Consider the following 26,589-nt stretch of genomic DNA (forward strand, 5'->3'; position numbering starts at 1 on the left):
TTGTTTTTCCTATTGCGGCGAGGTGCGGCACGGCCGAACGGGTGAAGGCGCGAATTCGCGGTAGCTCGGCGTAACGCTCGGAGTGGGCGGCTCGATCACATTGGCGCCTGGACGTCATGAAACGCAGGCGAACGCTACCGGGGCGTTCGCGGGCGGTCTGAAGAAAAGGCCGACAGAATGCGCGAAGCATGTCCGATATCAGCTCTGAGCTGGTGTTATCTGCGAAAGTGGACATCCTGTCGGCGATTTTCTGGACAGAAGTAGGACAAAGTCCTCAATGCTGTCGTCTAACGCTTCGTCGTGCCGATCGGAGAGGACGAGTCGTGCCCGGAGAAAGCCTGAACGTGCTGACCGGATCACCTGAGTCGGGTCAGCGGAGCCCGACTTGCCGCGGGTGTGCCACGCCGAGAGAAAACAGCGACAGGTTCTGCGGGAACTGCGGGCTGCCGGCCGACGCGGTCGTGGTGGCGCGCACGGAGGCCCCGCCGCTCCCGGCGCCGCCGCCCCGGCCGGAACGGAGAGCGGGAGCCGACATCGGCGAGGTGACCCGCCTCGCCGGCACGACGAGGCAGACGCACCTGACGTCGTTGCTGTCCGCTCCGGCGCCCCTTTGCGTCGCGTGCGGTGCGGACATGGCGGACGGGCCGTGCGCGTCCTGTGGCACGCAACCGGACTTCCTGGCAGCACCGCCACAAGACGCCATCGGCGGTGTGTTCGAGTACCGCAAGATGCTGCGCAAGCGCCGGGCGATGCGCATCGGGACGAGCGCCGAGGGACCGTTGTTCCTCCTGCACGACGGCACCGTCGAGGCCCGCGACCCGGCCACGCTGAAGCCCGCGCCGATCCCTTTGCCCGCAGGAGAACACGAGTGGTTGAGCCCGGCGGCCGTGGTGCTGCGGATCGCGCTTGCCGTGGACTCGGCGCAGGTGAGTCTGCCGTGGACGTCCCGCGTGCTGCTCGACCACGCTTTCGCTCACGCCCGGTCGCACCTCGGGCTGGGCCGCCGCCTCGCGCTGGACGCGATGAACCTCGGCCACGTCGACCTCGCCGCCCACTGCGGGCTCGGCGAGTCCGAACAGGCTTGGCTGCGGCTGCTCTCGGCGGCCCGGCGCGGTGACGCCGCCGACCTGGTCGACGCGGCCGCCGCCCTGCCACCGGACCGGTACCGGCCCAAGATCGCGGCACTGGCGGTGTTCGCGGGAGCGGTACGCGGGGTGCGCGGTGCGGCGGAACGACTCGCGCCGTCACTGGCGGCCTTCGCGGAGACGGAACCGCTCGCAGGTCTCCTGCAACGCGCGCTCGGCATCACCGCCACCACGCCCGCTCGCCGTCGCGCGGACGTCGCGTTGCTGGCGGGGCTGGTCAACGCCCCCGCGCCGGTCCTCGCACTCGCCACCGCGTCGTTGCCCGAGATCGGTCTGGAGGACGCGCGACTGCTCGGCGCCAAGGGCAAGGTCGCGGCACTGCACGGCACGCCCCGCTCAGCCTCCGGCCTCGTCTCCGGGAGTGATCTCGACGCCGCACCGCTGTCCGTCGTGGACGGTTTGGCCGATGCGGGAGTGCTGACCGCCCAGCAGGTCCAGGGCCTGCGCCGGACCCCGGACGAGATCGCCTACCTGCTCGCCAGGACCAGTCCGCAGGACCTCACCGACGAGCAGGTGGTCCAGTCGGGCCACGTGGACGAGCAGGTGCGGCGCACGCACGAACGCGGGGTCGCCGACGCGGGCGAGAAGGCACCGGACTGCGCGATGGGCCGGCACCTGCGCGTCCTGGAGGCGTTGTCCCGCAACAGACTCGACGACGTGCGGACCGACGAGGCGTTGCCGGAGCACGCCGAGACCGTCAACAGACTGGTCACGGGCCTGCGCCGGGCCGCCGAGCAGGGCGACGCGACCGCCGCGCTGGACGAGGTCGTGTTGGGCGACCGCACCACCTGGCAGCCGTTGGTGACCGCGCTGGGCGCCAGTGCCTTGCTGCACGGCGAGGTCGCGCGCAGGAGGGTCCCCGCCTTCGCCGACTGGCTCTCCCTGGTGGCGGCCAGGGAACGGCTGTTCGTCGCCGACTGGGCAGGTGCCGCGTACGAGGCGAGGAACTGCCTCGCGCACGCCACCGACGAGGCGGTGCGCGACGAGGCGCACAACCTGCTGGCGTGCGCCCTGCACCACCTGGGCCAGCACGGAACAGCGCTCGGCGAGCTGGAAGCGGCGATCGAGGGCGAGTACTCGGTCGCGCTGCTCGCCAACATCGCCGTCGTCGCGATGCACCTCGACCGGGAACTCGGCGCCCGGCACCTCGCCAGGGTCGTGCGCGAGGCGCCGTCCCAGGCGATGCGGGCCAACGCCGCTTTGCGCGCCATGCGGATGTGGCGCAGCGACGGGTCGAAGATCTGGGAGGGTGAGGACCGCGCGGCCGACAAGCTGCCCGCGATGCTGCGCGAGCCGTTGCGGACGATCGTCACGCAGCCCATCGGTCTCGACGAGTTCCGCGAGGTCGCCGACGTGCTCGCCCGGTTCGACGCGGAATGGCTGCGCGCGCCGCAGAGCCTCGCCGGATCTCCGCACCGGGCCACGCTCGAAGCGACGTTCTACCGCGCCAGGGCCAGCGAGGACATGTACACGGCGATCGTGAACGTGCTCGGCACGATCACCGACTGGGCCGGTGCGCCGGACTGGATCCGCGAGGAACGCGACGACCTGGTGCACCAGACGAAGGAGTACCTGTTCGACCACCTCGACGACCCGGACAACGTCGCCGGTGTCGTGGCGCTCGCGATCGCCCGCCAGGTCACCGGACTCGCGAAGTACGACCACGTCTGCTTGCTGCTGCTGGGAACCGCGACGCTGACCTACCACGTCACCACCCGCGAGGAGGAGATCGCGGTCTCCCTCGTCGAGTCCTACCTCGCGGCCCGGCAGGCGGCCACGACCCTCACCGAGGACCAGCAGGAGAGGCTCACCGGGCTGCTGGAACTCACCCAGCGCCGCATCGGGTTCAACCTCTACCAGGCACGGGAGCGCGAGGTCGAGGCCAGGATCGACACCTACAACCGCGCGCTCGGCCTGCTCAACCAGGCGCAGACGGGCAGTCCCGCCTGGTTCGCGGGGCGGCAGGAAGTCGCCGCGACCGTCGACATGTGCACGCGGGTCCGTGAGCAGCTCACGCCGTGGGTGCGCGGAGCCGACAGCGGAGACCTGCGCTCGTTGCTCATGGACCTCCTCGAGCACGTCCGCGAGCTGGAGACCAAGGCCCGCCGCGTGCTGGGCAACTGAACGGAGGCAGTGCGATGGACAACCGCAACCCGTACCTGCTGCTGGGCGTGGACTACGGTGCCGACGCCGCGACGGCCCGCCGGTCGTTCGCCCGCGCCGCCAGGAGGATGCGCCGCGCGGGCGGGGACGCGTCGATCTCGATCGAGGACCTCAACCGGGCCCTGCACGAGATCCAGCAACGCGACCACGACCCGGCCGACGCCGTGGACCAGTTCCGCGTGCCGGCCAACCCCGAGGTGTTCCGGCCGGGCAGCACCGGCGCGTTCGCTCCCGGCCCGCTGCCGCTGGCCCGCGCGACCGCCGTGAGCGAGTCCGATGTGGACGTTCTGGAGGACTGGCTCGCGGACGACCTCTGGGAACTGCTGGGCGCCGTCGCACCCCGCCTCACCCAGTTCGACGACGGATACCCCCGGTAGGAGAGGACAGTCGATGACGCGCAAGACCAGGGAAGCCGCAGCCCGGCTGGAGCGGCTCGAGCACATGGTCGACGGCATCAGCCGGTCGATCGAGAAGATCGAGGTCGCGACGATCGTGCGCGACCCGTCGTCCGGCCTGGCGGCCGAGGCGTACGAGGGGCTGCGCAAGCAGGTCATCGCTGCGGCGGGTGACCGGATGAGACACCTGCACCAGCTCGCGCGCTTCGCCGAGGCGATCGACTCGGGGCACGTCGCGGCGTTGCCGGACCTCGTGCGCGAGTGGACGGCCCAGGCCGGGCTGCTCAAGATCCACGACCCCGCTGACGTGCGCTGCTACGAAGTGCTCGGCGGCGAGGGAGACCAGTTGCGGGTGCTGAGGTTCGCCTACGTCGACGAGATCACCGGCCGGGTCGTCGTCATGGGCCAGGCAGAGCGTGTGCAGTCCACAGTGGACTCGGGTGCGCACCGGCGGATGGACGTCGGTGACCAGGAAGAGGTGCGTTCGTGAACCCGTTCGGAATCGACTTCGGCACGACGAACTCCGTGCTGGCCCAGTGGAACGGCCGATCGGTGGACGTGCTGCCGATCGACAGCCCTCCGGCGGCGTGGGAGGCGATGGGGTTCGACAAGGTCATGCCTTCCGTCATCGGGATCGAGCCTTCCGGTGCGACGCGGTTCGGGTGGCACGGCAAGCAGATGGACGGGAACAAGCTCGAAGCCGTCAAGCGCTTGTTCGCGACCGAGGAGTTCGTCGAGATCGGCGGGCACTCGACGTCCGTCGAGGAGGCCGCGGCGCTTCTGTTCGGGCACATCCGCAGCGCGTCGCCGGGGCTCACCGTGGACCGGGCCGTCGTGACCATCCCGGCGAACAGCCGCGGGCTGGCGCGGTTCCGCACGAAGCTCTGCGCCGGTCTCGCCGGGATCGAGGTGCAGGCACTGTTGAACGAGCCCACCGCCGCGGCGATGGCGTACTCGGTCGACGCGACCCGCGACCAGAACGTGCTGGTCTTCGACTGGGGTGGCGGCACGCTCGACGTCACCGTGCTGGAGACCATCGAGGGCGTGTTCATCGAGCGCGCCTCGAAGGGCATCCCCCGCAGCGGCGGCATCGACCTCGACGGTGCGTTCGGGCAGGCCGTGCTCGACGCGCTGCCGGTGCGGCCGTCGTGGAGCCCGGTCCAGCAGGCGCAGTTCCGGTTGGAGATCGAGCGCGCCAAGATCCTGCTGTCCACTCAGGACGAAGTGAACATGAGACTCCCGGACGGCAGGTACTTCCCCGTCACGAGGGCGATGTTCACCAAGTCGATCCGGTCGTACCTCGACGAGGCCCGGCGGCCGATCGAGCAGTGCCTCGCGGACCTGTCGATCAGCCCCGACTCGATCGACCAGCTCGTGATGGTCGGCGGCAGCAGCAAGATCCCCGCCGCCCGCACGATGGTGTCGGAGCTGCTCGGACGGGAACCCGCCGGCGGCTGCGACCCGATGACCGCGGTCGCCCAGGGTGCCGCCATCGCGTCGGCGATCCTGCTGGGACAGCTGGACAAGGACTTCTTCGTCGCGACCGAGCACGCGCTCGGCACCGTGATCCACGACGACCACCAGCGGGCGAGCTTCAGCGTGCTGATCCCGCGCAACCACCAGCTGCCCGCCAAGGCGACCGACACCTACAACCCGGCGGTGCAGGGGCAGAAGGAAGTCCGGATCCAGGTCATCGAGGGCGACCCCGACAAGGGCATCGACCACGAGGACAACGTGATCCTGCGCGAGTGGAAAATCGCGGTCGACCCGGATCTCAGCATCATGGAGAACGCCTTCACGATCACCTACGAGTACAACGTCGACGGCATCCTGCACATCGTCGTGACCGAGATCAGGACCGGCAAGGTGTTGCTGCGCGACGACGTCTCGTGGGGTGTCACGAAGGACAGGTCGAAGCTCGTCGAGCTGGCCAAGCGGGTCAGCACCACGATCGACAACGGCTCCGTGAACGGCTCCGGCGCGCGGCACGCGGCCGTGCGCCCCGCCGATCCCGAGGTCGCGGCGCTCACCACCAAGGCGCGGTCGAAGGTCGTGCCGTTCGTCGACGACGAGGAGGCGTCGCGGATCGAGGCGATCTGCGCGGACCTGGAGAGCGCCACCGGCGCGGGCGTCGACGAGTGCAAGGAGGCGCTCTCCAGTGCGTTGCGCCCGTACGCCTACCTCCTCGTCTGACAGCGCCCGGATCGTGCCGATCTACCTGGTGTGCGACCTGTCCGCCTCGATGGCGGCCGGTGATCGCACCAGGGCCCTGCACGACTCCGTCACCGCGTTGCGCGACGCGATCTGGGCGAACCCGGTCGTGAGCGACACCGCGCGGGTCGCCGTGCTCGGGTTCGCGACCTCGGCGTGGGTCGTGCTCCCGTTGTGCGACATCGCGACGATCGACGAGATCCCGCCACTCGCCCCGGCCGGACTCACCAGCTACAGCGCCGCGTTCCGGCTCGTCGCCGCGACGATCGAGGCGGACGTCGCGCAACTCGCGGCCGACGAGTTCGGCGTCTGGCGGCCGATGGTGTTCTTCATCAGCGACGGCGAACCGACCGACAGCCGCTCCGAGTGGCAGGCGGAGCACCGGCGGCTGCTGGATCCCTCCCTGCCGTGGCGTCCCGAGATCGTGTCGTTCGCGATCGGGGACGCCAACGCCGCGACGCTCGCCCAGGTGGCGACGACGAGGTGTTTCGCCGCCCGGTCCGGGGAGGTCGTGGAGAACGCGATCGCGGGTATCGCGGACCTCGTGATCCGCAGCGTGGTCGCCTCGGGCACAGCGGGCGCACCCGTGCTGCCCAGGGGCGTGCCCGCCGGGTTCGACGAGGTGGACGTCCTGTGAAGGCGGCGGTCGTGCACGCGGCCGACGTGACCGAGGGCGATGTGCTGGGGGAGGGCGGGCAGGGCAGGGTCACCGAGGTGCGCGCGCTCCGCGGCGTGCCGGTGCGCGACCTCGTGGTCAAGCGGTACCACGACGACATCGCGATCAACCCGGCCGCGCTCAGCCGGCTCGTGGCGGTGCGCCGGTCGATGTCCGAAGCGGACGCGGCGGCGCTGGACGAAGTGGCGTGCTGGCCACACGCGGTGCTGGTCGACGGTGACCGGGCGGTCGGCGCGCTGCTGCCGCGGGTTCCGGCCGGGTTCACGTTCGGGCTGCGCATGCCGGGAGGTGGTAGCTCGGTCGTGTTGCGGGAGTTGCAGTTCCTCATCGCCGACCCGAGGTCGTTGCGACGCAGGGGGATCGAGGATCCCGACGGCGCGACGCGTCTGCGGGTGCTCGCGCACTGCACCGAGGTCGGGGCGCTGCTGCACCGGCACGGTGTGGTGCTCGGTGATCTGTCGGTGAAGAACGTGCTGTGGTGCACAGGTCCCGCTGTCTACCTCGTCGACTGCGACGGCGTACGGCTGGGTGGTGCAGATCCCGTGTCGCCGCAACCGAACTCTCCGGGCTGGGACGACCCGTTGTTCCCCGGCACGCAGAACCAGCAGTCCGATGTGTACAAAACCGCCCTCGTCGTGTTGCGCACCGCGGCGAGGAACTTCCACACCAGAGACCCGGAACTCGCGGCGGACGTGCTGGGCCGCGGGCTCCTGCCGTTGCTGCGGGCCTCGCTGCACGCCGAGCCGGGCAGCAGGCCGCCGCTGCGGGCCTGGCGAGAACCGTTGCTGCGGCGGGCGGACGAACTCAGCACATCCACCACACCGGAAGGGGTGACCGGCCGATGAGTGAGGACAAGGCCAAGCTGCTGCCGTTCTACCTGGTCATCGACGTCTCGTACTCGATGGACGGCGAGAACATCCTGGCAGCCAATGACATCATGCCCTCGCTGCTCGAGGCGCTCGCACAGAACCCGATCCTGAGCGACAAGGTGAGGTTCTGCCTCATCGACTTCTCCGACGACGCGCAGGTCCTGCTGCCGTTGTGCGACATCCTCGATCCCGCGATGACGGTGACCGGCCTCGCGGTGCGGGGCGGCACGTCGTACGCGGCCGCGTTCCGGGTGCTGCGCAAGACGATCGAGAACGACGTCGCCCAGCTCAAGGGCGACCACTACAGCGTGCACCGGCCGGCCGTGTTCTTCCTGAGCGACGGCGAGACGACCGACGAGGACCACGAGTGGCGCGCGGCGTTCCGCGACCTCACAGAGTACGACCGGCAGACCGGCACCGGGTTCGCGATGTACCCGAACTTCATCCCGTTCGGTGTGGCGCAGGCGGACCCGTCGGCGCTGCAGCAGCTGATCCACCCGTCGACCGGCAGCAAGCAGATGCGCATGTTCATGATGGACAAGGGCAACTCGCCGGCCGAGGCGATCAGGGCGATGGCCGAGATCCTGGTCTCCAGCGTGGTGAACTCGGGCAACGTCATGGCGGGAGGCTCGTCCGGCATCGTGCTGCCGGACACCACCCAGCTCCCGGCGGGCATCAGCTCCTACGGCGCCGACGACGACGATTTCCTGTGACCGGACGGACAACGCGCGACGAGGAGACACCGATGTCCCGTGGCAAGCACGCGGCAGGCACCGAACTCGGCGAGGAGCCGGTGACCTGGGAGGAGGGCGCGCGGCCGTGCGCCGTCGGCGATCCCGGTAGGGCGGCGAGCACCGTGCTGACCGAACGGGACAGCAGGTTCCTGTTCCGCAACGACTTCCTGGTCGACGGCGCCCGGCTGCCCCGAGCGGACGCCCCGGTGGCCGACCTGCGCGCCGCGTGCGTGCGGGGCCTGAAGAACCGCTACTACGGCAAGGTGTGCCAGGACGACTACGGGTTCCTGGTCACGAAGGACGAGCAGTGGCTCGTGATCGCGGTGGCCGACGGCGTGGCGCAGGGCTCTCACTCACACGTCGCCGCTGGGATCGTCGCCCGTGGAGGCTGCGAGACGCTCGCGAAGGCGCTGGCCGACGAGCACCCTTCGCGGATCGACTGGACGAGGTTGCTGCACCGGCTCGCCGACGACGTCGTCCGTCACGGGCAGCAGCACCTCGGCCTCAGAGACCGCGTCGACGTCTCGGGTACCCTGGCGACCACGGCGTTGTTCGCGATCGTCGGGCTGCAACCGGACGAGGACGGGTTCCTGCCGGCGTTCGTGCTGCCGTTCGGTGATTCGTCGGCGTGGCTGTTGCGGCCGCGCGACGGCCGGAAGTGGATCCCGTTGCAGGCGGTGAAGAACGAGGGCAACGTGATCGCCACGTCCGCCACCGACGCGATTCCGCTGGTACCGCACGAACTCCCACCGGCTCTGGAGACGAGTCTCGCACCCGGAGAGGCGCTCGTGCTGATGACCGACGGCGTAGGTGACCCGCTCGGCACGGGTGACGGAGAGGTCGGCCGGTTCCTCGCCGACGCCTGGAGCTCACCGCCCGAAGCGCTCACGTTCGCGTCGCAGGCGAACTTCGCGCGGCGCAGCTTCGACGACGACCGCACCGTCGTGGCGGTGTGGCCGGTGCCCCGGCCGTGACCGACGAGGTGGACCTCGCGGAGCTGGGCGAGGTCGGCCGGCAGATCGGCAAGGGCGGCCAGGCGATCGTGTACCTCGCGCCCGGCCTCACCCTGCCCGACGTGTCAGGACCGCTGGTCTACAAGGCATACCTGGGTCAGCAGTCGGCACCGCACGGCCTGCGCGCGATCGTCCGCGTGCGCAGCGCGATGGACACCCGCGACCGGCAACGCCTCGACACCGTCGCGGCCTGGCCGGTCCGGGTGGTGCGGTGCGAGGGACGCGTGGTCGGGGTGCTGATGCCGTTGATCCCGGACTCCTTCTTCCAGGAGCGGTTCCTGCCCACCGGTCGGCCCAGCCGCGATCCACGTGAGGCGCAGAACCTGTTCGTGGCGCCGGAACTGGCGGTGCGCCTGGGCATGCCGTCGTTGACCGGGGCGGACCGGATGGCGGTGTGCCGGGATTTGGCAGGGGCGTTGTCGTTCCTGCACGACAAAGGAATCGTCTATGGCGATGTGAACGCCAAGAACGAGCTCTTTCGGCTTGCCCCGGAGCCGACGGTGATGCTGGTGGACTGTGATGCGGTGAGGATTCGGGGGAGTGCCGCGGTTGTGCGGCAGTTGAGCGCGCCGGACTGGGATCCGCCGGAGGGCGCGGTCCTCACCCAGGCCACCGATGTGTACAAGCTGGCGTTGTTCGTGCTTCGGGTGCTCACGCCGGGTCCGCAGGCCTCCACGGCGCGGGATCCGGAACGGGTGCGGCGGATGCTCGACGGTGCCGGGTGGGACCTGCTGGCGCGGTCGTTGTCAGTGCGGGCCAAGGACCGTCCGCCGGCTTCGGCCTGGTACGCCTACCTGGCTCGGCGAACGCCTCGGCGTGGTTCCACGGCGGTCGATGTGGCGCGGGTGGCGGAGCCGCGGGCGCCGATGGTGACGAGCGGGTGGCGGCGGGATCCGGCTACCGGCAGATGGGTGCCGGCGACGTGAGCCGCGTGGGTCAGGGGGCGTTCTTGGGTCGTGTGCGGGTCCACACCATGCGGCCGCCCTGCTGTTCCCAGCACGTTCGCAGGTCGTCGATGTCGATCATGACGCCGGGTTTCCAGGTGGGGTCGTTGGCGATGAAGCCGACGAGCTTGCCTTCGAACTTGACGGTTCCGGTGATGTAGAGGCTGTGGCGATGCGGATGGGGGTGCGCTTCACTGGCGGAGCGCAGCCGCTCGGGGAGCTTGTCGTAGCGCTCGATCATCTCGTGGGCGTCGACGTCGACCGCGACGCCGTATCCCTTGTCCACAAGTGCCGCCACGTCCTCGACGCCCATGTCGTCCAGCTTGTAGGCGTCGAGACCGAGCGACTTCAGCAATGCGATCTGCTGGTCGCGGGTGGTGCCACCCCACTGCGCCTTGTCCTCGCCGTCCGTCTTGCACAGGCCTTGGTCGATGGCCGATTGCACGTGCTCGTCCGGCGTCCTCTCCACGCCCTGCAGCGCCGCCATCTCCCGCGTGTTCTCGAGTCCGCAGGTGTTCTTGGGTCCCACGTGGTTGTGGTCCTGCCGGTTCCACACCTTGACCGCCTCCAGTGGACGGCCTCCGATCTGAACGTCCGGGTAGTCGTTCAACGCCCCGATGCGCTTCTCGGCGATGATCCGCTTGGTGTAGTCGCGTGCGGTCACGTCGGCAGGGGCCAGGCCGATCTTCTGGAGGAGCCGGAATGCGCCGTCGTCCTGGGAACCGGAGGACCCTGACGAGTCGTCGACGAAGGCGGTCATCGCGTGGTCCTTGGGCGCGAGACGGGCGTCCGAGGACCGCTTCAGCGGCTCGTAGTCGAGTTTACTCGACACGTCCGGTGCCGCGGGCCGTTCGGCGGGCGGCTGGGCGAGGTCGTGCTGGCGGGCGCCGGACAGACCCAGGTGACCGAGCCGGCGTTCGAGCTTGTTGTGTTCCGGAGCGAGCTCGTGGTTCGGGGCTGTTTCGGGTTTGGTCTTCGGCTCCACCTCGAAGGCCGGTCTGAACTCAGGCGTCTCGTGGCCGCCGCCGAACCTCTCCACGGTCATACCTCCCACAGCGGTTTGAGCAGGAACGCGGGCCAGCTGGAGTCAAGTCCTGTCTGGTCCAGGGCACGGGTCAGGCGGAACGCGGGTGCTCCCTCTGCGAGGGACGACGTGAGGTCGTCGATGACCGGTGGCTCACCGCCCAGCACGGCGCGAGTGGGCACCCCGTCGCGGTCGGCGAGATCGGCGACGGCCGAGAGCTGCTCGGCCCAGGTGGTTCCGGGCACGTCGAGGCCCGCCTTCCGCCACGCGGCGGTGCGCGGGTGGGGAACGGCCGGGTCGTCGCCGGGACCGGGTCCGGCCAGCAGGGCGGTGACGATGCGGGCCCAGCGGAACTGGCCGACGCGCCACCGCGGTTCCGGCCTGCCGACGACAGCGCCGGAACCAGCTTGGTCCCGCATCACCTGCCCGACCTGCCGGGCCAGGTCACTCGGGGCGTACCAGCGCAGGACGTGCACGCTGCGGCGCGCGGTCGAGGCGTCGGCGGCCGCGGCGATCGCGCAGTCGAGGATCGGTGGCGGTTCGGCGTGCAGGCGGGCGCGGAACGCCGGGGACAGCGCGCCGAGTTGCTCGCCGCAGAGGTGGGCGATGGTCGTGATCTCCGCCCACAAAGAGATCGCCGGGCCTTCGGGCAGGTGTTCGGCGCGCACGATGCGGTCCAGGGGGCAGGCGCACCGAGATGGGCATGCCGGGCCGCGCGGCGAGACCGGAGGTGTTGTGATCACGGGAGAGCGGGACTCGCGGGCGCGTCCCGCCGCGTCGACGGCCACCAGGACCGGTCGGTCCATGCCGTCGGCGTGGGCCGCGGCGACGCCGGGGGAGAGGCTGACGACGTGCTGCGACTGGTCGTCGTCGAGGTTCATGGTGGCGCCCACGAAGTCGCGGTCGTCCTGGGCGGGCAGGCGGTGCACCAGTTTGACGGCGCTGTTCTTCACCACGTCCGGGAGGAGTTTGGCCGGGATCTGCTCGGCCACGACGATGCCCTCGCCGTACGCGCGGACCTCGGCGAAGAGGTTCGCGAACAGCGTGACGGCCTGAGCTGCGGCGGTGCCCGGTTCCACGTGCCGCAGCAGGCGGTGAGCTTCCTCCACGACGGTCACGTGCGCCAGGCCCGGACGCACGAGGCCGTGTTTCTCGCGCAGGCGCAGCCATTCGAACATCCGCAGCATCACGCAGCCGATGAAGAACGCCTTGTCGTTGTCGTCGCCCAGGTCCTCGATCTCGAAGATGGTGTTGCGGGTCAGCAGGCGGTCGAGGTCGAGGCGGTGGCCGCCCTCGAAGAAACGGCCGGGGGTGCCCGTGCTGAGGCTGCCGATCCGCACGCTCACGAAGCCCCGCATGTTGCGCTCGCTCTCCGGGCCGTAGCCGATGTCGTCGACGGCGGCGAGCGCGTGGCGTTGCAGGTCGCTGAGCGTTGGCCAACGGGGGAGCACGCGCGGCGCCGCGACCAGGGACTCGCCGAGGGGCAGGTTCCAGCCGAGAGACGTGTAGCAGCTCGTCAGGGCGCGGGCGAGGATCTGGGGGAACGGTTCCTGCGCGTCGAACGAGGCGGTGAACAGGGCCCGCACCATGTCCACGTGCGTCTGCAACGGGAAGTGGACGCGCCGGCCCGCCACGACGGTCGAGCTGGGTTCCAGCGGGTTGAGGGAGGCGGGGACGGCACCGGGCGTGCCGGGTCGGATCACCAAGACCTCGGCGGGGGCGATCCGGCCGGCGATCGCCGCGTACTCGGCCTTGGCGGGCTCGACCACGAGCCACGGGATCTTCCTGCCGGACAACGCTTCCAGCAAGGTGCGCACAGTCTGTGACTTGCCCGCACCGGTGGCGCCGGTGACGAAGACGTGCCGGTTCACGCTGTCGGCCGACACGCCGAACGGCAGCGACGGCGTGTCCGTTCCGTCGAGCACGCGGCCGAGCACCAGGTCGCCGGACGTCTCGGGGGTGCGGTCGAACGCCGGGGTGGTGGTGACCCGGATGCCCGGCAGTTCGCGCAGCGGTGGCCGCAGCAGCGCCGTCACGGCGGGCGTCGCCGCATCGCACGCGACGCCCCAGTCCAGGCCCGACCTGGGGCCCGTGGACCGCACCCGCACCGGGCCGTCGACGCCGCTGACCATCGCGGCGAGCGCGCCGGCCACGCCCTCGTCCTGCCCGGCGGTCCACACCCGCAGCCGCCACGCGCCGAGCGCGAACGCCTGGTCGAGGTGTTTGAGCTCGGCCTCGGCCCGCGCCAGGCGGAGGCGTTCCGAACCCCGTCCCGAACGCCGCCGTTCCAGGTCGTCGATCAGGTCGGACAGGTCGGTGACCCGGGATTCCACGGAGGACACCGGGCACGGTTCGGCGACGACGAACAACGCGGCCGGACGGTCCGGCACCAACTCGAACACGTCGTCGAGCACGGGAGGCGGTTCGTCGGGTTCCTCCCGCAGGCCGTCCAGGGCGAGTTCGGCGGGACGCCAGTGCGGCAGCCGGCCGACCGCGCGGGCGAGCTGGTCCGGGCGCAGCGCGGATCCCTTCGCGCCGGGCGGGAACGGCACCGCGGTGTCGGTCGCGACCCCGCCCACCAGCAGCGCGAACCGGCCGTGCGGACGGGTGCGGATCCAGCAGCACGCGACGGTGCGCCCAGCGGCGTGTGCGAGGGCGAGTTGGGGCAGCAACCGGGCGCGCAGTTCGGTCAGGTCTTCCAGGCGTGGCAAGGAAAGCACCTGGTGCGTCAGCAGCGTCGTCTCGGCGGGAGGCATGGTCACGGTCCCAGTGGTGTCGGTGACGTGCGGCCGGACCGGGCGATCGCCGGGTCGCAGAACGTGATCATCGCGGTGCGGCCGTTGCGGTACAGCGCGACACCGTCGTCGAGGCGCTGGAACGTCTCCGGCGGCACCACGTGCTCGTGCACGCGTCCCCAGCTCGTCTGGCTGGTGACGCCCGTCGAACCACCGGTCCCGTGCGTCGTGCTGGTGCTGGTGCTCAACGAGGTCGACACGGACTTGCCGAAGTTGCGGCCGAAGTTGAGCGCGCCGGTGAGCGTCCCGCTGCTGCTGGACCCGGAACTCCGGCTGGTGCTGGTGCTGACCCCGACGGTCTTGGCCTGGGACTCGTTCCACTGCTCGGTCTCGTTCTCCGACAACGAGAAACCGTTGACCACGAAGGTGAACTCCTTGCCGAACTGGTTGGCGGCGAACTCCGCGTCCTGCCGGTTCGGCAGTCTCGCCCACAGCGCGGCGTCGGCGCCGCCGTGCCCGACGACGGTCTGCGCCTCCTGGGTCACCCTGCCCCACAGAAGGACCAGCTGTTTGCCTGGACGTTGCGAGGTGCTCATGAGCGCGTCGAGCACCTCGGGGGCGAGTGCCTCGGCACCCGCCACGACGAGCAGGTCCGGCAGCTTGTACGGGGCCGCGAACGCGAGCATCGACGTGCGGGCCAGCAACTCCCGCGCGAGTTCCGCGTCCTGCGTGCTGCCGCCGCGCTCGGCCTCGTAGGTGCGGACGCGGAACGGGCCGCCGCCGGACGTCCTGGCCGCGCGGGCGGGATCACGGGCGTAGGCGAGCAACCCGGCCAGGTCGCCGTGCAGGTCGTTCAGCCGGGCGGCCACGTGCTGGCTGCCGCTCACGACGTCGGCGCGGTAGTCGCGCAGGTCGCTGTCCTCGCGCCGGCTGAACGAGGTGGTGATCGTCCGCGGCGGGTGCCCGAGCAGCAACGCGATCGCGTCGCGCAGCCGGACCAGGTCGTTGGAAACGTCGAGGAGTTGTTGCACACGGCCGAGTTCCTGCCTGGCCCGCAACGCGTCGTTGCGCCCCTGTCCGCCCGCGGCCGGTCGCAGCACGTCCGTCACGAGCGCCGCGAGCTCGTCCGGCGTGCGCTTGCCGAAGACGTCCACTGTGGAGCCCCGGGCGGACAGCACGTCGGACCGGACGGCAGGAACGCCGGGCGCGCGCCGCACCGGGTCGAACAGGTCCATCTGGGTGAGGTTGACCAGGCGCACCCGGCCGGGGAACGACATCGAGAACGTGACCAACAGGCTTGACCACAACGCCGCCGTGCCACCGAACACCGGCAGCAGGGGCACGTCGTCCCACACCATCACCGGGTACCACGCGGGTTGGGTGTGGTGCAAGGTGATGATCCGCTGCTGGTCGTCCTCGACCTGCTTGCGCCACAGGGCGTTGGCCTGCGCCGGGTCGATGCCGGAGGCGGGTGGCGGTCGGTCGAAGTACGGGCTGACCGGCATCGGACCGTGGGCCACCGCCTGCCAGCCGAGCACGAGCCCGCTCACCACGCACCTCCGGAAGTCGTTGTGCCGGAACCTCTTCCGCAACCGGCGGGTCGGGGCCTATCGTCGGCGGCACCCGGTGCGAGGAGGTCGCGGTGCTCAGCAGGTTCTTCAACCCCGTTGGCGGGCAACCGATCCCGGACCGGCTGCCGAAGGACGGCTGGGTCGACGTGCCCGGTGCGTTCCGGTTCGGCTACCCGTGGCCGTGGCAGCTGGTCGACGGCGGAGGCCTCGTGGACGGCTCCGGAGCGGACCAGGAGAACCACGTCTTCGCAACCCTCACAGCCCCGCACACGACGGTTGTGCCGCAGGTGCAGTTCTGGCCGCAGCACGGCGCGTTCGACGGGTCGGGCTCGGTGGTCCGCGAGTTGCCGGCGCTCTACCGGGGAGTGGTGGTGGAGTCGCGGAGGGTGCTCGTCGGCGGGCAGAACGCGTTCGTCTTCGTCCTCGACCTCCCTGGCGGGTGGCGGGTCTCGCGGCTCGTCGCCGACGGTCCCCGCTTCCCGCTGCACGGCGAGCTGAGGGTGCCGCAGGTGAGTGCGGCCGGGTACGAGTGGCACTGGTGCTCGATGCTGGGATCGATGCAGTGGAGGTGACGGTGCCGCCATCTCATTTCCTCAGCACGGTCGTGCCGGCGGACGTGCCTGTGAGCAGGAGCTTCTTGGCGTAGCAGTCGTCCTTGCCGATGCCCTGGGCGTCGCACCAGGAGTTGGCCTCGGCGCCCTCGCTGAACGTGCGGGGCACCACGGTGACCCAGAAGTCCTTGCCGTCGTAGCTGGCGAACTCGCCGGACCACAGCAGCAGCGCCTCCGGGTAGCGGCGTTGCACGGCGCGGTAGTCGGCCCAGATCTCCTGGTAGCCGAACGTCGCGCTGTTGACGACGAGCCCGTACTTCTTCGAGGAGAGCTGCGGTATCCACACGCCCACGAGCGCGTTGACCGACGCCCGGTCGCGGGCGACCCGCTGGTCCAGGGCCTGCCGCGCGAGGGCGTCGCTGGTGAACACGTCGGGCTGGGTCGTTGTCGTGGGCGGCACCGTCGTCACCGGTGCGGTGGTCTGCCAGGCGGGCGGCGTCGGGCCTGCCGAAGGGGTACCCGCGGTGTTCCGGGTCGAGCCGTCCTGCGCGGCCAGGGCGAACACGATGACGACCAGGACGGCGACGACGGTCGCCAGCCCACCCGTCAGCGCCCAGGACGGGCCGCGTGGCCGCACCGCGCGCACGGGCGGCGGTGACAGCGGTGGCCAGACAGGGGCCCCCACCGGTCCGGGTGCGGTGTGGACGGCGACGGCGGCCGGTGCCTGCCGCAGATGTGCACCACAATTCGTGCAGTAGTTCAGTCCCGGTCGGACGGTGCCACCGCAACTGCCGCAGGCGATCAATCCCGGTCACCTCTTCGTTCCGTCTCCGGCGTTCTCGACGTGCTCTTCTTTCACTTCGTCTGACCGGTGTCTCGGCGTTACCGGGTGCGTCCAAAAAATTGTCACCTATTTCTTGCAACGTCCGGAGAGCAGTCGGCGATGCACCGGTCAGGCATTGACGGGCAGAGGAGCGGAACGTGGAAGCGTTGTGGGTGTTGGTGATCATCTTGTTGCTCGGCTGGGCGATTTTCACCCAGGTGCGGGCGCGTACTCAGCTGGATGTCACGGCAGCGCTGAGCGAGCAGCAGGCCGGGCAGCTCGTGATGGAGCACTTCGGTGTCATGTGGAGTCAGGTGGAAGGCCCCGGTCACCTGAACTTCAAGCCCAGGCTGCGGAAGTGGCCGCCGACGATCTCGGTCAACTTCACCACCAGCGGCACCGCGCAGTGCGAGGTGTCGATCTGGACGTCGCACTGGACGAGCCACTACGGCGTGATGGGTCACGCCCAGCTGGCCTGGCGCAAGGAGGCGGCGCTGGCCCGCAAGCTGAGCAACGCGGACTCGGCGGCGAATTGGCTGAAGGGTGCGTGACCATCAATTCGTCCACGATTTGTCCACTTCCTGCGGACGGATTCGGCGGCGGTCATGATCTTCATCAACTACCGCACCGGCGACGGTGATTTCGCTGCCGTTCTGATCGACCGGCACCTCGCCGGCGTGTTCGGCGAGGACCGCGTCTTCCTGGCGTCGAGATCTATTCCTGCCGGAATGGATTTCGATAGGGAAATCGAATCGAGGCTGGCGGACTGCGTCGTCGTCCTCGCGGTGATCGGGTCGCAGTGGCTCGACGTGCGCGACGCCGCTGGGACGCGCAGGCTCGACCACCCGGACGACTGGGTGCGGCGCGAACTGGTGCTTGCCCGGCAGTGGGGGATCACCGTCATCCCGGTGTTCCTCGACGCCACCCCGCGCCTTCCCGCGGCGCGCCTCCCGGACGACCTGGCCGGGCTGGCCGCCGCCCAGTACTGGCGGCTGCGCCACCGCAACGCCGTCGAGGACCTCGGGGTGATCACCCGGCTCACCGGTGACCTGATGACGATCACCGAACTCGACCTGCGCGCCTACCTCAAGGCGTTGGCGGACCTGGTGAACGGCACCGGCTCCTGGCTGCCGTACCGGACGCTCGGCGACGGCTACCTCGAACGCCGGGTCACCGTGCACGACGAGGTGCCGGAGCGGAGCCCGTTCGTGCCGGAGGGCGAGACCCGGTGGCGCGACGCCGTGCGCGACGTCCGCCTCGGTGTCGTGCTCGCCGACGCCGGGTTCGGCAAGACCTGGTTGCTGCGCCAGCACGCACTGCGCCTGTGCGAGGCCGCACTGTCCGCATTGGACGCCGGAGTGCCGGTGAACGCGGTCGAGCTGCCGCTGTTCGCGCACGCCCATCAACTTGCCGACGCCTGGTCGGACACACCGTCACCGGACGGCATCGCCCGCGCCGCGCTGTGTTCGTTCCCAGAACTCCGCGACAACTCGCGGTTGCGCGCGCATCTGGCCGCCCGCGTCGACTCCGGCACTCCCGCCGCGCACGTGCTGATCGACGCCTGCGACGAGGTGTTCGAGGACGGCGCACGGGACGCGGTCGCGGAAGCTTTGGCGCTGCTCGCCAAGTCCGGTCCGACCGTCTTGCTCACGTCGAGGCCTGCCGGGTTCGTGCCGCCGTTCGGCTCGGAGGAGACCGTCTTCTTCGAACTGGGTGCGTTGGGGGAACGGCAGGTGCGTGCGCTGTGGGAGCGGTGGTACGCGCTGCGCGATGGAGAGGTCCCCTGGGACAGACTGGAAGCGGTGCTCGCGCCGCTGTCCGCGATCCGTGCCGCGACAGGCATCCCGCTGGTGGCGGCCTTCTGCGCGTGGGTCGCGGAGACCGAGCACGTCGTCACCCACCGCAGCGGCCTGTACCAGCAGGTGGTCGACCGGTTCTACCGGCTGGAGTGGAAGAGCGGCTCGCCGTCACCGTTTCCCGCGCTGCGCCAGGACGCCGGACTGCGCGGCCGCTTCCGCACGGCGTTCCGCGAACTCGGCTGGCACATGGCGACGAGCGAGCGGGCGTGGCGGGACGCTGTGCCGATCGACGAGTGCGAGGTGGTGCTCGATCGCGCGCTGGGGTCCGTCACGGCGGCGCGCAGCCGGGTGTTCGACGCCACGCGGGCGTTCGGCGTGCTGGTGCCGTGGGGTGGCGGCGACGACGCTCCGATCGGCTGGATCCACCGCAGCGTCCACCAGTTCGTCGTGGCGGAGAAGCTCGTCACGCTCCCGGCCGCCGAGGTCGAGGACCTGGTCGGCGCACGGGCGTGGGCGTGTCCTGAGTGGACGGACGTGCTGGACTTCGCGCTGGGGATCGAGGCGGAACGCCCCGGCGCGGTCACCGAGGTCGTGCGGCGGCTTGCGTGCGGTGAAGACGGGCTCGGCTGGTTCGCCACGGCGTTCACGGCGGCGAGCGCTGGCACCACGGGCGGGCACGCCGAGATCACCGCACTGGTGCGGCGCCTGCACGACGTGGGGTTCCTGACAGCGGAACACCTGGTCAGGGTGCTCGCGCTGACGCCGGGCGCCGACTCGTCCGAGCTGACCGAACTGGTGCGGGCCGCCGCCGACGACCACGGCTACCGCGCCTCGACCTGGCACGCGCTGGCGTGGTGCGGGCCGCCGGGGTACGCGGCCTTGCGCGCGGCGATCGTCTACCGGCGGGTGGCGGACGGCGCCGCCGCCGCACTGCACCGCGTCGCGCCGGATCTGGCGGTGGCCGCGATCCGCGAACGCCTCGCCCGAGGGCTGCCCGTCAGTCACCCGGACCGGGCGGTGCTGCGCGAACTGTCCACCGAGGACGTCGAGGTGCTGCGGGAAGCGCGGCGCCGCGCCCCTTCGCTGATCGCGACCGCGCAGGCGCTGGGCTGGACCGGAGCCGCCGCGGCCCGCGCCGATCTCACCGAGGCGCTCGGTGCCGGCGATCCACGACACCGGGAAGCGGCGGTCGCGGGCCTCGCGGCGAGTCTCAGCGCCGCACTCGACGACGCTGGCGTGTCCGCACTGCTCGGCGTCGCGCTGAGTGACGAGGACCGGCGGGTCAGGGTGGCCGCCCGCGCGGAACTGGTGCAGATCGGCCTGTGCGTGCCGTGGGTGAACCGCCTGCTGGACGAGGTGCACGCCGACCTCTACCGCGACGACAGCGCACCTCCGCTGGACGACCTGGACGCGCTGGCGGCGCGGCTCACCGAGGTCGGACCGGCCACGGAGACCGTGCTGCAGATGCTGGAGATCGACCCCGGCTTGCTGACCGGACCGGTCGGCGCCGCCCTGCAGAGCCTGATGCTGAGGGCGGTGGACGGAGCGTTGTCACCACAGCTCATCCGGCTGGTGACGAACCTGGCGGGTGAGCAGTTCGTGTCGGCAGCCGTCGACCGCCTCGACGGCACCGTGCCGTTGCCGGTGCACAACCTCCGCCGCATCGCCTGGGGGCTGGTGCACGCCCGGCCGGACGATCCCGAGGTGTTCGCCGCCGTGGCGACCTGCGCCAGGGTGACGTCCGATCCGGCGATGGAGATGGTGTTGCGCACGCACGAACTCCCCGCGCAGGAAAAGGTCCGGTACCTGCTCGACCGGCTGCTGGAGCTGACCACGCCGGACCGGGACGTTGTCGCGGTCTGGAGCGGTGCCGTACGGCACGGGCTGATCCGCCTGTCACCGCAGGCACGGGACGGGTTCCGCGCCGACTGCGCCCGCGCGACCGCGCACGTCCTCGGGATGAACGGAGGTTCCTCGGTCAGCGCAGCCGATCGAGAGCCGTGGTGAGCGCGTCCGTGAGCACCCGCTCGAACGCCTCGTCGGAGCTGCCGCGCGGGACCCGTTCGGTGAGCATGATCGAGTAGAGGTACGCCTGGTAGGCGGCCAGGCGCAGGCGTGCGGAGTCGGTGAACTCGAAGCCGTAGGCCGGAAGGAGGTCGTGGTCGTCCTCGATCGTGCCGAACAGGGCGAGCGACACGAACTCGGCGACCGGATCGCCCCAGAACGCCCGTTCGCCGTCGACCAGTCCGGACAGTCCGGTGTCGGCGAGGACGTTGCCGTCCCACAGGTCGAAGTGGACGAGGGAGGGGCGCCGCACCTCGTCGAACGCCTTCGCGTGCCGGCCCATGTCGGTGGTCGGCAGGCGCACGCCGAAGCGTTCGGCGTCAGCCAGCACGGCCGCGTACATGCCGAGGAACGCCTCGGTCCACGTGCCGTGCAGGCCGAGTTGCGGGTAGCCGAAGCCGGGGCCGGTGATCTCGTGCACCGCGCGGACGGCCTCGCCGAGCTGGCGGCGGATCAACGGCCGGTCGACGTCCCGGCCGAACACCGGCTCGCCGGGCAGGAACGTGGCCAGCAGCGCGGTGGTGTCGTCGGTGTGGACGACCTCGGGGACGGGCGCGACCTTCGACGCGAGCCGGCAGAACAGCGTCTCGGTGCTGATCAGCCGCCGTTCGTAGGTGAGGCCCGGTTGGTCCTGCGGCGCCATCTTCAACACGAACTCGCCTTCGGCGGCCGAGATCCGGAACACCGAGTTGTAGGTGCCGCCGCCCAAAGGTGTCGCCGTCGCGTCGGACAACCCGGCGGAATCGAGGATGCGTTGCAAGGTCACCTCCGCCAAGGTAGTGACCATGGGGACGTTCCGGGGGACCGCTGAACTCGCGTGGCGCTGGGTGCTGAACGAGGTCCGGGAGGACGACGACGGGATCTGGATCCCGGAGTTCCCCGGCGGCGACCTGCCGCCGGAGTGGCGTGCGAGCACGTACGCCGGGGTCGGTGGGCTCGCGCACGTGCTGGCGGAGATCCGGCTCGTCCGGGCGTGGACGGCGCGGGAAGAGGAGCTGGCGGAGACGATCACGGCTCGGGTGCGGGCGAACCGGTCCGGTGAACCCAGCTTCTTCAACGGGCTGGTCAGCTCGATCAGCGTGCTCACCGCGCTGGACGTCGCCGGTGCCGACGACGTCGTCGCGCGGCTGCTGGACCTGGCCACGCCGGACGGCTGGGCACACGAGAGGTTCGGTCCGCCGCGGTACCACGAGGGTGCTCGCGTGCACGACCTGACGGTGGGCACGGCCGGGGTGTTGCTCGGCGCGGTGTGGGCCCATCGGCACGGGGTGACGGGTGCCCGGGAGCTCGCGGGCCTCGCGGCCGACGTGCTGCTGGCGGAACGGGAAGAGGTGCCGGGCGGGCTGAACTGGCGGACGGTGCCGGTCCGGTTCTGCCTGGCACAGCGGGAGTTCCCGAACTTCTCGCACGGGCTCGCGGGTGTCGCGACGGCGCTCGCGCTGGGCGGAGCGGAGTTCGGGCGGGCGGATCTCGTCACCGCCGCTGCCGCGGGTGCCGAGCACCTGGTGTCGCTGGGGGACACCTCCGACGGCGGTTTCCGCGTGCCGGTGCGGATACCGGCGATTCCGGAGGTCGAGGGGTTCAGCTACGGCTGGTGCCACGGGCCGACCGGGACCTCGTTGCTGTGGCCCGCTCTGCGGCACGCCGGAGTGTCCGAAGTGGCCGGTGTCGACGTGGGGGAGTGGCGGCGGCGAAGCCTGCACAGCGTCGTCGTGTCCGGACTGCCGGAACGGAAGTACCCCGGGTTCTGGGACAACGACGGCCGGTGCTGCGGCACGGCGGGCGTCGGTGACGTGCTGCTCGATTCCGGGCAGCACACGGACTTCGCCTTGCGCCTGGCCGACGTCGTGGTGGACCACGCCGTGCGGGACGGGGCGGGCGTGTGCTGGCGGTTCCTGGAGCACCGCGACGACGACCCGGTGCTGCCGCCCGGAATCGGCTGGATGCAGGGGGCGGCGGGCATCGCCGGGTTCCTGTTCCACGCCGACCGGGTGGCGGACGGCGATGCGCGGTCCGTGCCGCGCATCGACACGTGGTGGGCGCAGGACACTAGCTCGGCTGCCAGCCCAGTTCCGGGCCGAGCTTCGTCGCGATGTCGGTGAGGATCTGCACGTAGTCCTCGTGCTCGAAGCTGAACGGCAGCGCGAACGCCACCTCGTCGACCTCCTGGAACCCGGCGTGCGAGTAGAGGCGTTCGGCGATCTCCGCGGACGTGCCGACGATGTCGCCCTCGAACATGAAGTCACGCGGCCCGAACGTCTTGCCCACGCGGTCCGACCGTCCCGCGACGTACGCCTCGTACTTCGCGCGCTGCTCGGGAGTGGCCGAGTCGGTCGGGATCACCACGAGTCCCTGGGAGACGCGGCCGCCGCCGTGCTCGCGGAACGTCTGGATGAGCGTCCTCTGGGTTTCGGCGAAGTCGAGCGACCCCTCGGACTGGATCACGTTGCTGGCCAGCAGGTTCAGCCCGTTCTCGCCGGCCCAGCGCGCCGACCGCAGGCTGCCGCCGCCGTACCAGATCCGGTCGCGCAGCCCGGCCGCGTGCGGCTGGACGCGGTCCGACCAGACCTCGATGCCCTCGACGCCGCTGAACGAGGCGACCTTCTCACCGCCGACGAAGTCCAGCAGCCGCTTCACCCGGTCGTAGCTGAAGTTCTCGACGTCGGCGGTCTCCGGGTAGAGCGCTCCCTTGACGTCGTCCCAGTGCATCGGCGGCCCGACGCTCACGCCGGGGTTGAGCCGCCCGCCGGACAGCACGTCGACCGTCGCGAGGTCCTCGGCGAGCCGCAGCGGGTTCTCCCAGCCGAGCGGGATGACCGCGGTGCCGAGCTGGATGCGGCTGGTCCGCTGGGACGCGGCGGCGAGCACCGCCACCGGCGAGGAGATGCCGAACTGCAGGTGCCGGTGCCGCACCCACGCGCTGTCGAACCCGAGCTCCTCGCCGAGCACGATGACGTCGAGCGTGGACCGGTGACCCGCACCCGGATCCTGCTCGTCGAACAGCCCGATGGTGAGAAAACCGAGCTTTCGCAACGGCTCTGACTTCCGCGGCACGGAACCCTCCTTCAGCGTCTCCTCCCAGTTTAGGTGACGTCTCAACTAAGTCCGGATGCTGAGACGAAGGTGACGGCAAAGCTGCACTTCTGCGCGTACAGCCGGTACTGCGGCAGCACGCCCGGCCCGCACGACGCCGTGCCCAGGCCGTGCTGAGCGAGGTCGAGGTTCAGGAACACCTGGTCACGGGGCTCCAACTCGTCGGTGTGCCGTGCCGCGTCGAGGTCCTCGCTGGTCCAGCGGCGGGCGGTGAAGTCGAAGGTCGGGTCACCCTCCACCTTCAGCCCGCCGATGGTGAGCCAGCGGGCTTCGGCGCGGTTGCCGTTCTCCTGCGGGAACACGTACGGCGTCTGCAGCGCGTCCACGGTCGACGAGAACCGGCCGACCCGAACGGCCTGACGGCTGTCGGCGTACGCCTCGCCCGGTCCCAGGCCGAACCACTCGACGACGTCCGCGCTGGTCAGCGCCATGCGCAGGCCGAGGCGGGGGAGCGGGCACGGCCACTCGCCGTCCGGCGTGACCTCGACCTGGAGCCTGAGGCGGTCGCCGGACGCGGTCCAGTGGTAGTCGGTGAGCAGGCCGAACCCCAGGGCGGGCGGCGCCACGCGGGTGCGGACGACCAGTCCGGACTCCTGGGTGTCGACGTCGATCACCCGGTGCTGGAGGCGGTGCAGGCCGGCGTCGCGCCACGCCCGCTCGTCGGGGTGGTCGCCACCGCGGTCGTTGTCGGTGGGGGCGCGCCACAGGTCGAGGCGCGGCCCTCGCAGCGCAAAGCCGCCGAACCTGGTCAGGACGCCGGTGACCGGGTCGAACTCGCCGGGGCCGTGGCGGAGGACGGCGCCGACGTGGACGAGTTCGGCGCCGGTGAACGGGGTCGGTTCGGCTTCCGCGACGGGGAGCTGGCCCCAGGCGACGACGTGTCCGGCCTCGGCCCAAGGAGTGGCGGAGGTGAGCGAGGCGCGGACGGTGAGCCACGTTTCGCCGGTGGTGCCGGGCAGGTCGGGAAACGGGACTTCCTCGCTCGTCGTCACGTCGAGCGTGCCCGCGGCGACCTCGACGCCCTCCTCCTCCAGCACCCAGTCGAACCTCAGGTGCTCCAGCCCGATGTGGTCGTAGAAGTTCTCGACCCGGATCCCGGTCTCACCCGCCGTGATCCGCACCGGCTCGAAGACCTTGGCGAACTCGGCCAGCCCCGGCGACGGCGTCCGGTCCGGGAACACCAGCCCGTCGATCACGAAGTTCCCGTCGTGCAACGGCTCGCCGAAGTCGCCGCCGTACGCGAAGTGCCCGTCGCGGGCGATCCCGTGGTCGATCCACTCCCAGACGAACCCGCCCTGCACGGTCGGGTACCGCTCGAACAGCTCGCGGTACTCCAGCATCCCGCCCGGCCCGTTGCCCATGGCGTGGGCGAACTCGCACAGCACGAACGGCAACCCGTGCGCCCGCGTGCGGCCGATCTCGTCGACCTCGGCGTGCGAGGCGTACATGCGGCTGTGGACGTCGACGTACGCGCAGTCGTGGTCGCCCTCGTAGTGCACGGGCCGGGACGGGTCGCGGTCGCGGGTCCACTCGGCCATCGCCGCGAGGTTCGCGCCGGTGTGGGACTCGTTGCCGAGCGACCACAGCACGATCGACGGGTGGTTCTTGTCCCGCTCGACCATCCGGCGCATCCGGTCCAGGTAGGACTCGGTCCACTGGGGAGAGCCACTCGGGTTGCCGGACCAGCCGAGCTGGTCGAACCCGTGCGTCTCCAGGTCGCACTCGTCGATCACCCACAGGCCGTACTCGTCGCACAGCGAAAGGAAGTACGGGTCCGGCGGGTAGTGACTGGTGCGCACCGCGTTGACGTTGTGCCGCTTCATCAGCAGCACGTCCTGCAGCGCGGTCTCCCGCGGCACCGCGCGGCCGAGACGGGGGTGGTGCTCGTGCCGGTTCACGCCGCGGAACACGACACGAGCACCGTTCACCGTGAGCACGCCATCGGTGATCGCGACCGTGCGGAAGCCGATCCGCACCGGCACGCGTTCCACGTCGGTGTGCACGACGCCGTGGTAGAGCCGAGGGTGCTCGGCACTCCACGGTTCGACGGGCAGCGAGAGGGACCGCCCTGGTGGCAGGTCGCGCACGCCGAGTTCGGGAACGGACAGCATCCCGCCCTCGACGGACACCGTGCCGGAACCCGAGAGGTGGTCGTAGGAGGCGTGGACCTCGTAGTCCGCGACGCCGCCGCGCGGGCGGGACAGCAGCGTCACCGAGCGGAAGATCCCGGACAGCCACCACATGTCCTGGTCTTCCAGGTAGCTGCCGGCCGACCACTGGTGCACGCGCACCACCAGCACGTTCCCGGTGGCGCGCAGCAGGTGACCCACCTCGAACTCGGTGGGCAGCCTGCTGCCGCGCGTCACGCCGAGCTCGACGCCGTTGAGCCACACCAGCCCGCACGAGTCGACGCCGTCGAACCGCAGCACCGCCGGTTCGGAGGGCCAGCCGCCGGGCAGGTCGAACGTCAGCCGGTGGTCGCCGGTCGGGTTCTCCGTCGGCACGTGGGGTGGATCGACGGGGAACGGGTAGCGCACGTTGGTGTACGCGGGCGACCCGTGCCCCTGCAACTGCCAGTGACCGGGCACGGTGATCGTGGCCCAGCCGCTGTCGTCGAAGTCGTCGGCCTCCGCCCCGAACGGCGCGTGGGCGTGCGGTGACAGCCGGAAGCGCCACTTCCCGTCCAGCGACAGCGAGGCCGCGTCGGACGTGAAGAACGAGCGCGGCGGCACCGCACCGAAGGCGGGGCCCATGTCCTCGAAGTACGACAGCAAGTTGG

The 26,589-nt window shown here is 70.8% G+C and carries 20 protein-coding genes; 13 read left to right on the forward strand and 7 right to left on the reverse strand.

Annotated features, from left to right (window positions below):
- The first annotated feature begins 464 nt into the window (after positions 1-464).
- Genes QSK25_RS05785 through QSK25_RS05825 form a run of 9 tightly spaced genes read left to right on the forward strand, consistent with a single transcriptional unit; the run spans position 465 to position 10,132 of the window.
- A complete protein-coding gene (locus QSK25_RS05785) occupies positions 465-3,269 on the forward strand; it encodes a hypothetical protein (RefSeq protein WP_285634108.1) in 2,805 nt (934 codons plus the stop codon).
- A 14-nt stretch (positions 3,270-3,283) separates the two neighbouring features.
- Positions 3,284-3,685 carry a hypothetical protein gene (locus QSK25_RS05790; RefSeq protein WP_285634111.1) on the forward strand — a complete coding sequence of 134 codons (402 nt, stop codon included), beginning with the start codon at positions 3,284-3,286 and terminating at the stop codon, positions 3,683-3,685.
- A gap of 13 nt (positions 3,686-3,698) precedes the next feature.
- Complete coding sequence (locus QSK25_RS05795; RefSeq protein ID WP_285634114.1) at positions 3,699-4,193, forward strand: hypothetical protein; 495 nt, start codon at positions 3,699-3,701, stop codon at positions 4,191-4,193.
- A complete protein-coding gene (locus tag QSK25_RS05800; RefSeq protein ID WP_285634120.1) occupies positions 4,190-5,896 on the forward strand; it encodes an Hsp70 family protein in 1,707 nt (568 codons plus the stop codon). The genes QSK25_RS05795 and QSK25_RS05800 overlap by 4 nt, the downstream gene beginning before the upstream one ends.
- Positions 5,897-5,909: 13 nt before the next feature.
- A complete protein-coding gene (locus tag QSK25_RS05805; RefSeq protein ID WP_285634122.1) occupies positions 5,910-6,551 on the forward strand; it encodes a vWA domain-containing protein in 642 nt (213 codons plus the stop codon).
- Positions 6,548-7,435 carry a phosphotransferase gene (locus QSK25_RS05810; protein ID WP_285634124.1) on the forward strand — a complete coding sequence of 296 codons (888 nt, stop codon included), beginning with the start codon at positions 6,548-6,550 and terminating at the stop codon, positions 7,433-7,435. Before QSK25_RS05805 ends, QSK25_RS05810 begins: the two co-directional genes overlap by 4 nt.
- Positions 7,432-8,172, forward strand: a complete 741-nt coding sequence (locus QSK25_RS05815; protein ID WP_285634129.1) for a vWA domain-containing protein — start codon at positions 7,432-7,434, stop codon at positions 8,170-8,172. The genes QSK25_RS05810 and QSK25_RS05815 overlap by 4 nt, the downstream gene beginning before the upstream one ends.
- Positions 8,173-8,204: 32 nt before the next feature.
- Positions 8,205-9,167: a protein phosphatase 2C domain-containing protein gene (locus tag QSK25_RS05820; RefSeq protein ID WP_285634132.1), complete on the forward strand. Its 963-nt coding sequence runs from the start codon at positions 8,205-8,207 to the stop codon at positions 9,165-9,167.
- Positions 9,164-10,132, forward strand: coding sequence for a hypothetical protein (locus QSK25_RS05825; RefSeq protein WP_285634135.1), 969 nt, complete (start codon positions 9,164-9,166; stop codon positions 10,130-10,132). Before QSK25_RS05820 ends, QSK25_RS05825 begins: the two co-directional genes overlap by 4 nt.
- Positions 10,133-10,142: 10 nt before the next feature.
- Here the strand turns inward: QSK25_RS05825 and QSK25_RS05830 are convergent, their stop codons facing one another.
- The 3 genes from QSK25_RS05830 to QSK25_RS05840 are packed head-to-tail and all read right to left on the reverse strand — an operon-like array spanning position 10,143 to position 15,459.
- The gene (locus QSK25_RS05830; RefSeq protein ID WP_285634137.1) at positions 10,143-11,195 is read right to left on the reverse strand and encodes a hypothetical protein; all 1,053 of its coding nucleotides are present in this window, start codon (positions 11,193-11,195) and stop codon (positions 10,143-10,145) included.
- Complete coding sequence (locus tag QSK25_RS05835) at positions 11,192-13,930, reverse strand: ATP-binding protein (RefSeq protein ID WP_285635252.1); 2,739 nt, start codon at positions 13,928-13,930, stop codon at positions 11,192-11,194. The genes QSK25_RS05830 and QSK25_RS05835 overlap by 4 nt, the downstream gene beginning before the upstream one ends.
- Positions 13,931-13,932: 2 nt before the next feature.
- The gene (locus QSK25_RS05840; RefSeq protein ID WP_285634139.1) at positions 13,933-15,459 is read right to left on the reverse strand and encodes a hypothetical protein; all 1,527 of its coding nucleotides are present in this window, start codon (positions 15,457-15,459) and stop codon (positions 13,933-13,935) included.
- Between the two features lie 92 nt (positions 15,460-15,551).
- Here QSK25_RS05840 and QSK25_RS05845 point away from each other — a divergent pair, with 92 nt between their 5' ends.
- Complete coding sequence (locus tag QSK25_RS05845; RefSeq protein ID WP_285634142.1) at positions 15,552-16,052, forward strand: hypothetical protein; 501 nt, start codon at positions 15,552-15,554, stop codon at positions 16,050-16,052.
- A gap of 13 nt (positions 16,053-16,065) precedes the next feature.
- On the opposite strand, the gene QSK25_RS05850 is transcribed toward QSK25_RS05845, so the two are convergent.
- A complete protein-coding gene (locus QSK25_RS05850; RefSeq protein ID WP_285634145.1) occupies positions 16,066-16,716 on the reverse strand; it encodes a hypothetical protein in 651 nt (216 codons plus the stop codon).
- 296 nt (positions 16,717-17,012) lie between these two features.
- On the opposite strand from QSK25_RS05850, the gene QSK25_RS05855 reads away from it, so the two are divergent.
- Positions 17,013-17,405, forward strand: a complete 393-nt coding sequence (locus QSK25_RS05855; RefSeq protein WP_285634148.1) for a hypothetical protein — start codon at positions 17,013-17,015, stop codon at positions 17,403-17,405.
- Between the two features lie 54 nt (positions 17,406-17,459).
- Positions 17,460-20,660, forward strand: coding sequence for an NACHT domain-containing protein (locus tag QSK25_RS05860; RefSeq protein ID WP_285634151.1), 3,201 nt, complete (start codon positions 17,460-17,462; stop codon positions 20,658-20,660).
- Here the strand turns inward: QSK25_RS05860 and QSK25_RS05865 are convergent.
- Entirely contained in the window at positions 20,632-21,483 is an 852-nt protein-coding gene (locus QSK25_RS05865; RefSeq protein ID WP_285634162.1) for an aminoglycoside phosphotransferase family protein, read from the reverse strand. The genes QSK25_RS05860 and QSK25_RS05865 overlap by 29 nt on opposite strands.
- A gap of 19 nt (positions 21,484-21,502) precedes the next feature.
- On the opposite strand from QSK25_RS05865, the gene QSK25_RS05870 reads away from it, so the two are divergent.
- The gene (locus tag QSK25_RS05870; RefSeq protein ID WP_285634165.1) at positions 21,503-22,819 is read left to right on the forward strand and encodes a lanthionine synthetase LanC family protein; all 1,317 of its coding nucleotides are present in this window, start codon (positions 21,503-21,505) and stop codon (positions 22,817-22,819) included.
- Here the strand turns inward: QSK25_RS05870 and QSK25_RS05875 are convergent.
- Together QSK25_RS05875 and QSK25_RS05880 are read right to left on the reverse strand one after the other, a co-directional pair.
- Positions 22,767-23,771, reverse strand: coding sequence for an LLM class flavin-dependent oxidoreductase (locus QSK25_RS05875; protein ID WP_285634168.1), 1,005 nt, complete (start codon positions 23,769-23,771; stop codon positions 22,767-22,769). The genes QSK25_RS05870 and QSK25_RS05875 overlap by 53 nt on opposite strands.
- A 41-nt stretch (positions 23,772-23,812) precedes the next feature.
- Positions 23,813-26,584: a glycoside hydrolase family 2 TIM barrel-domain containing protein gene (locus QSK25_RS05880; protein ID WP_285634171.1), complete on the reverse strand. Its 2,772-nt coding sequence runs from the start codon at positions 26,582-26,584 to the stop codon at positions 23,813-23,815.
- Between the last annotated feature and the right edge of the window lie 5 nt (positions 26,585-26,589).

The sequence above is a fragment of the Lentzea sp. NBRC 102530 genome (genome assembly GCF_030269365.1).
Classification (GTDB): Bacteria; Actinomycetota; Actinomycetes; order Mycobacteriales; family Pseudonocardiaceae; genus Lentzea.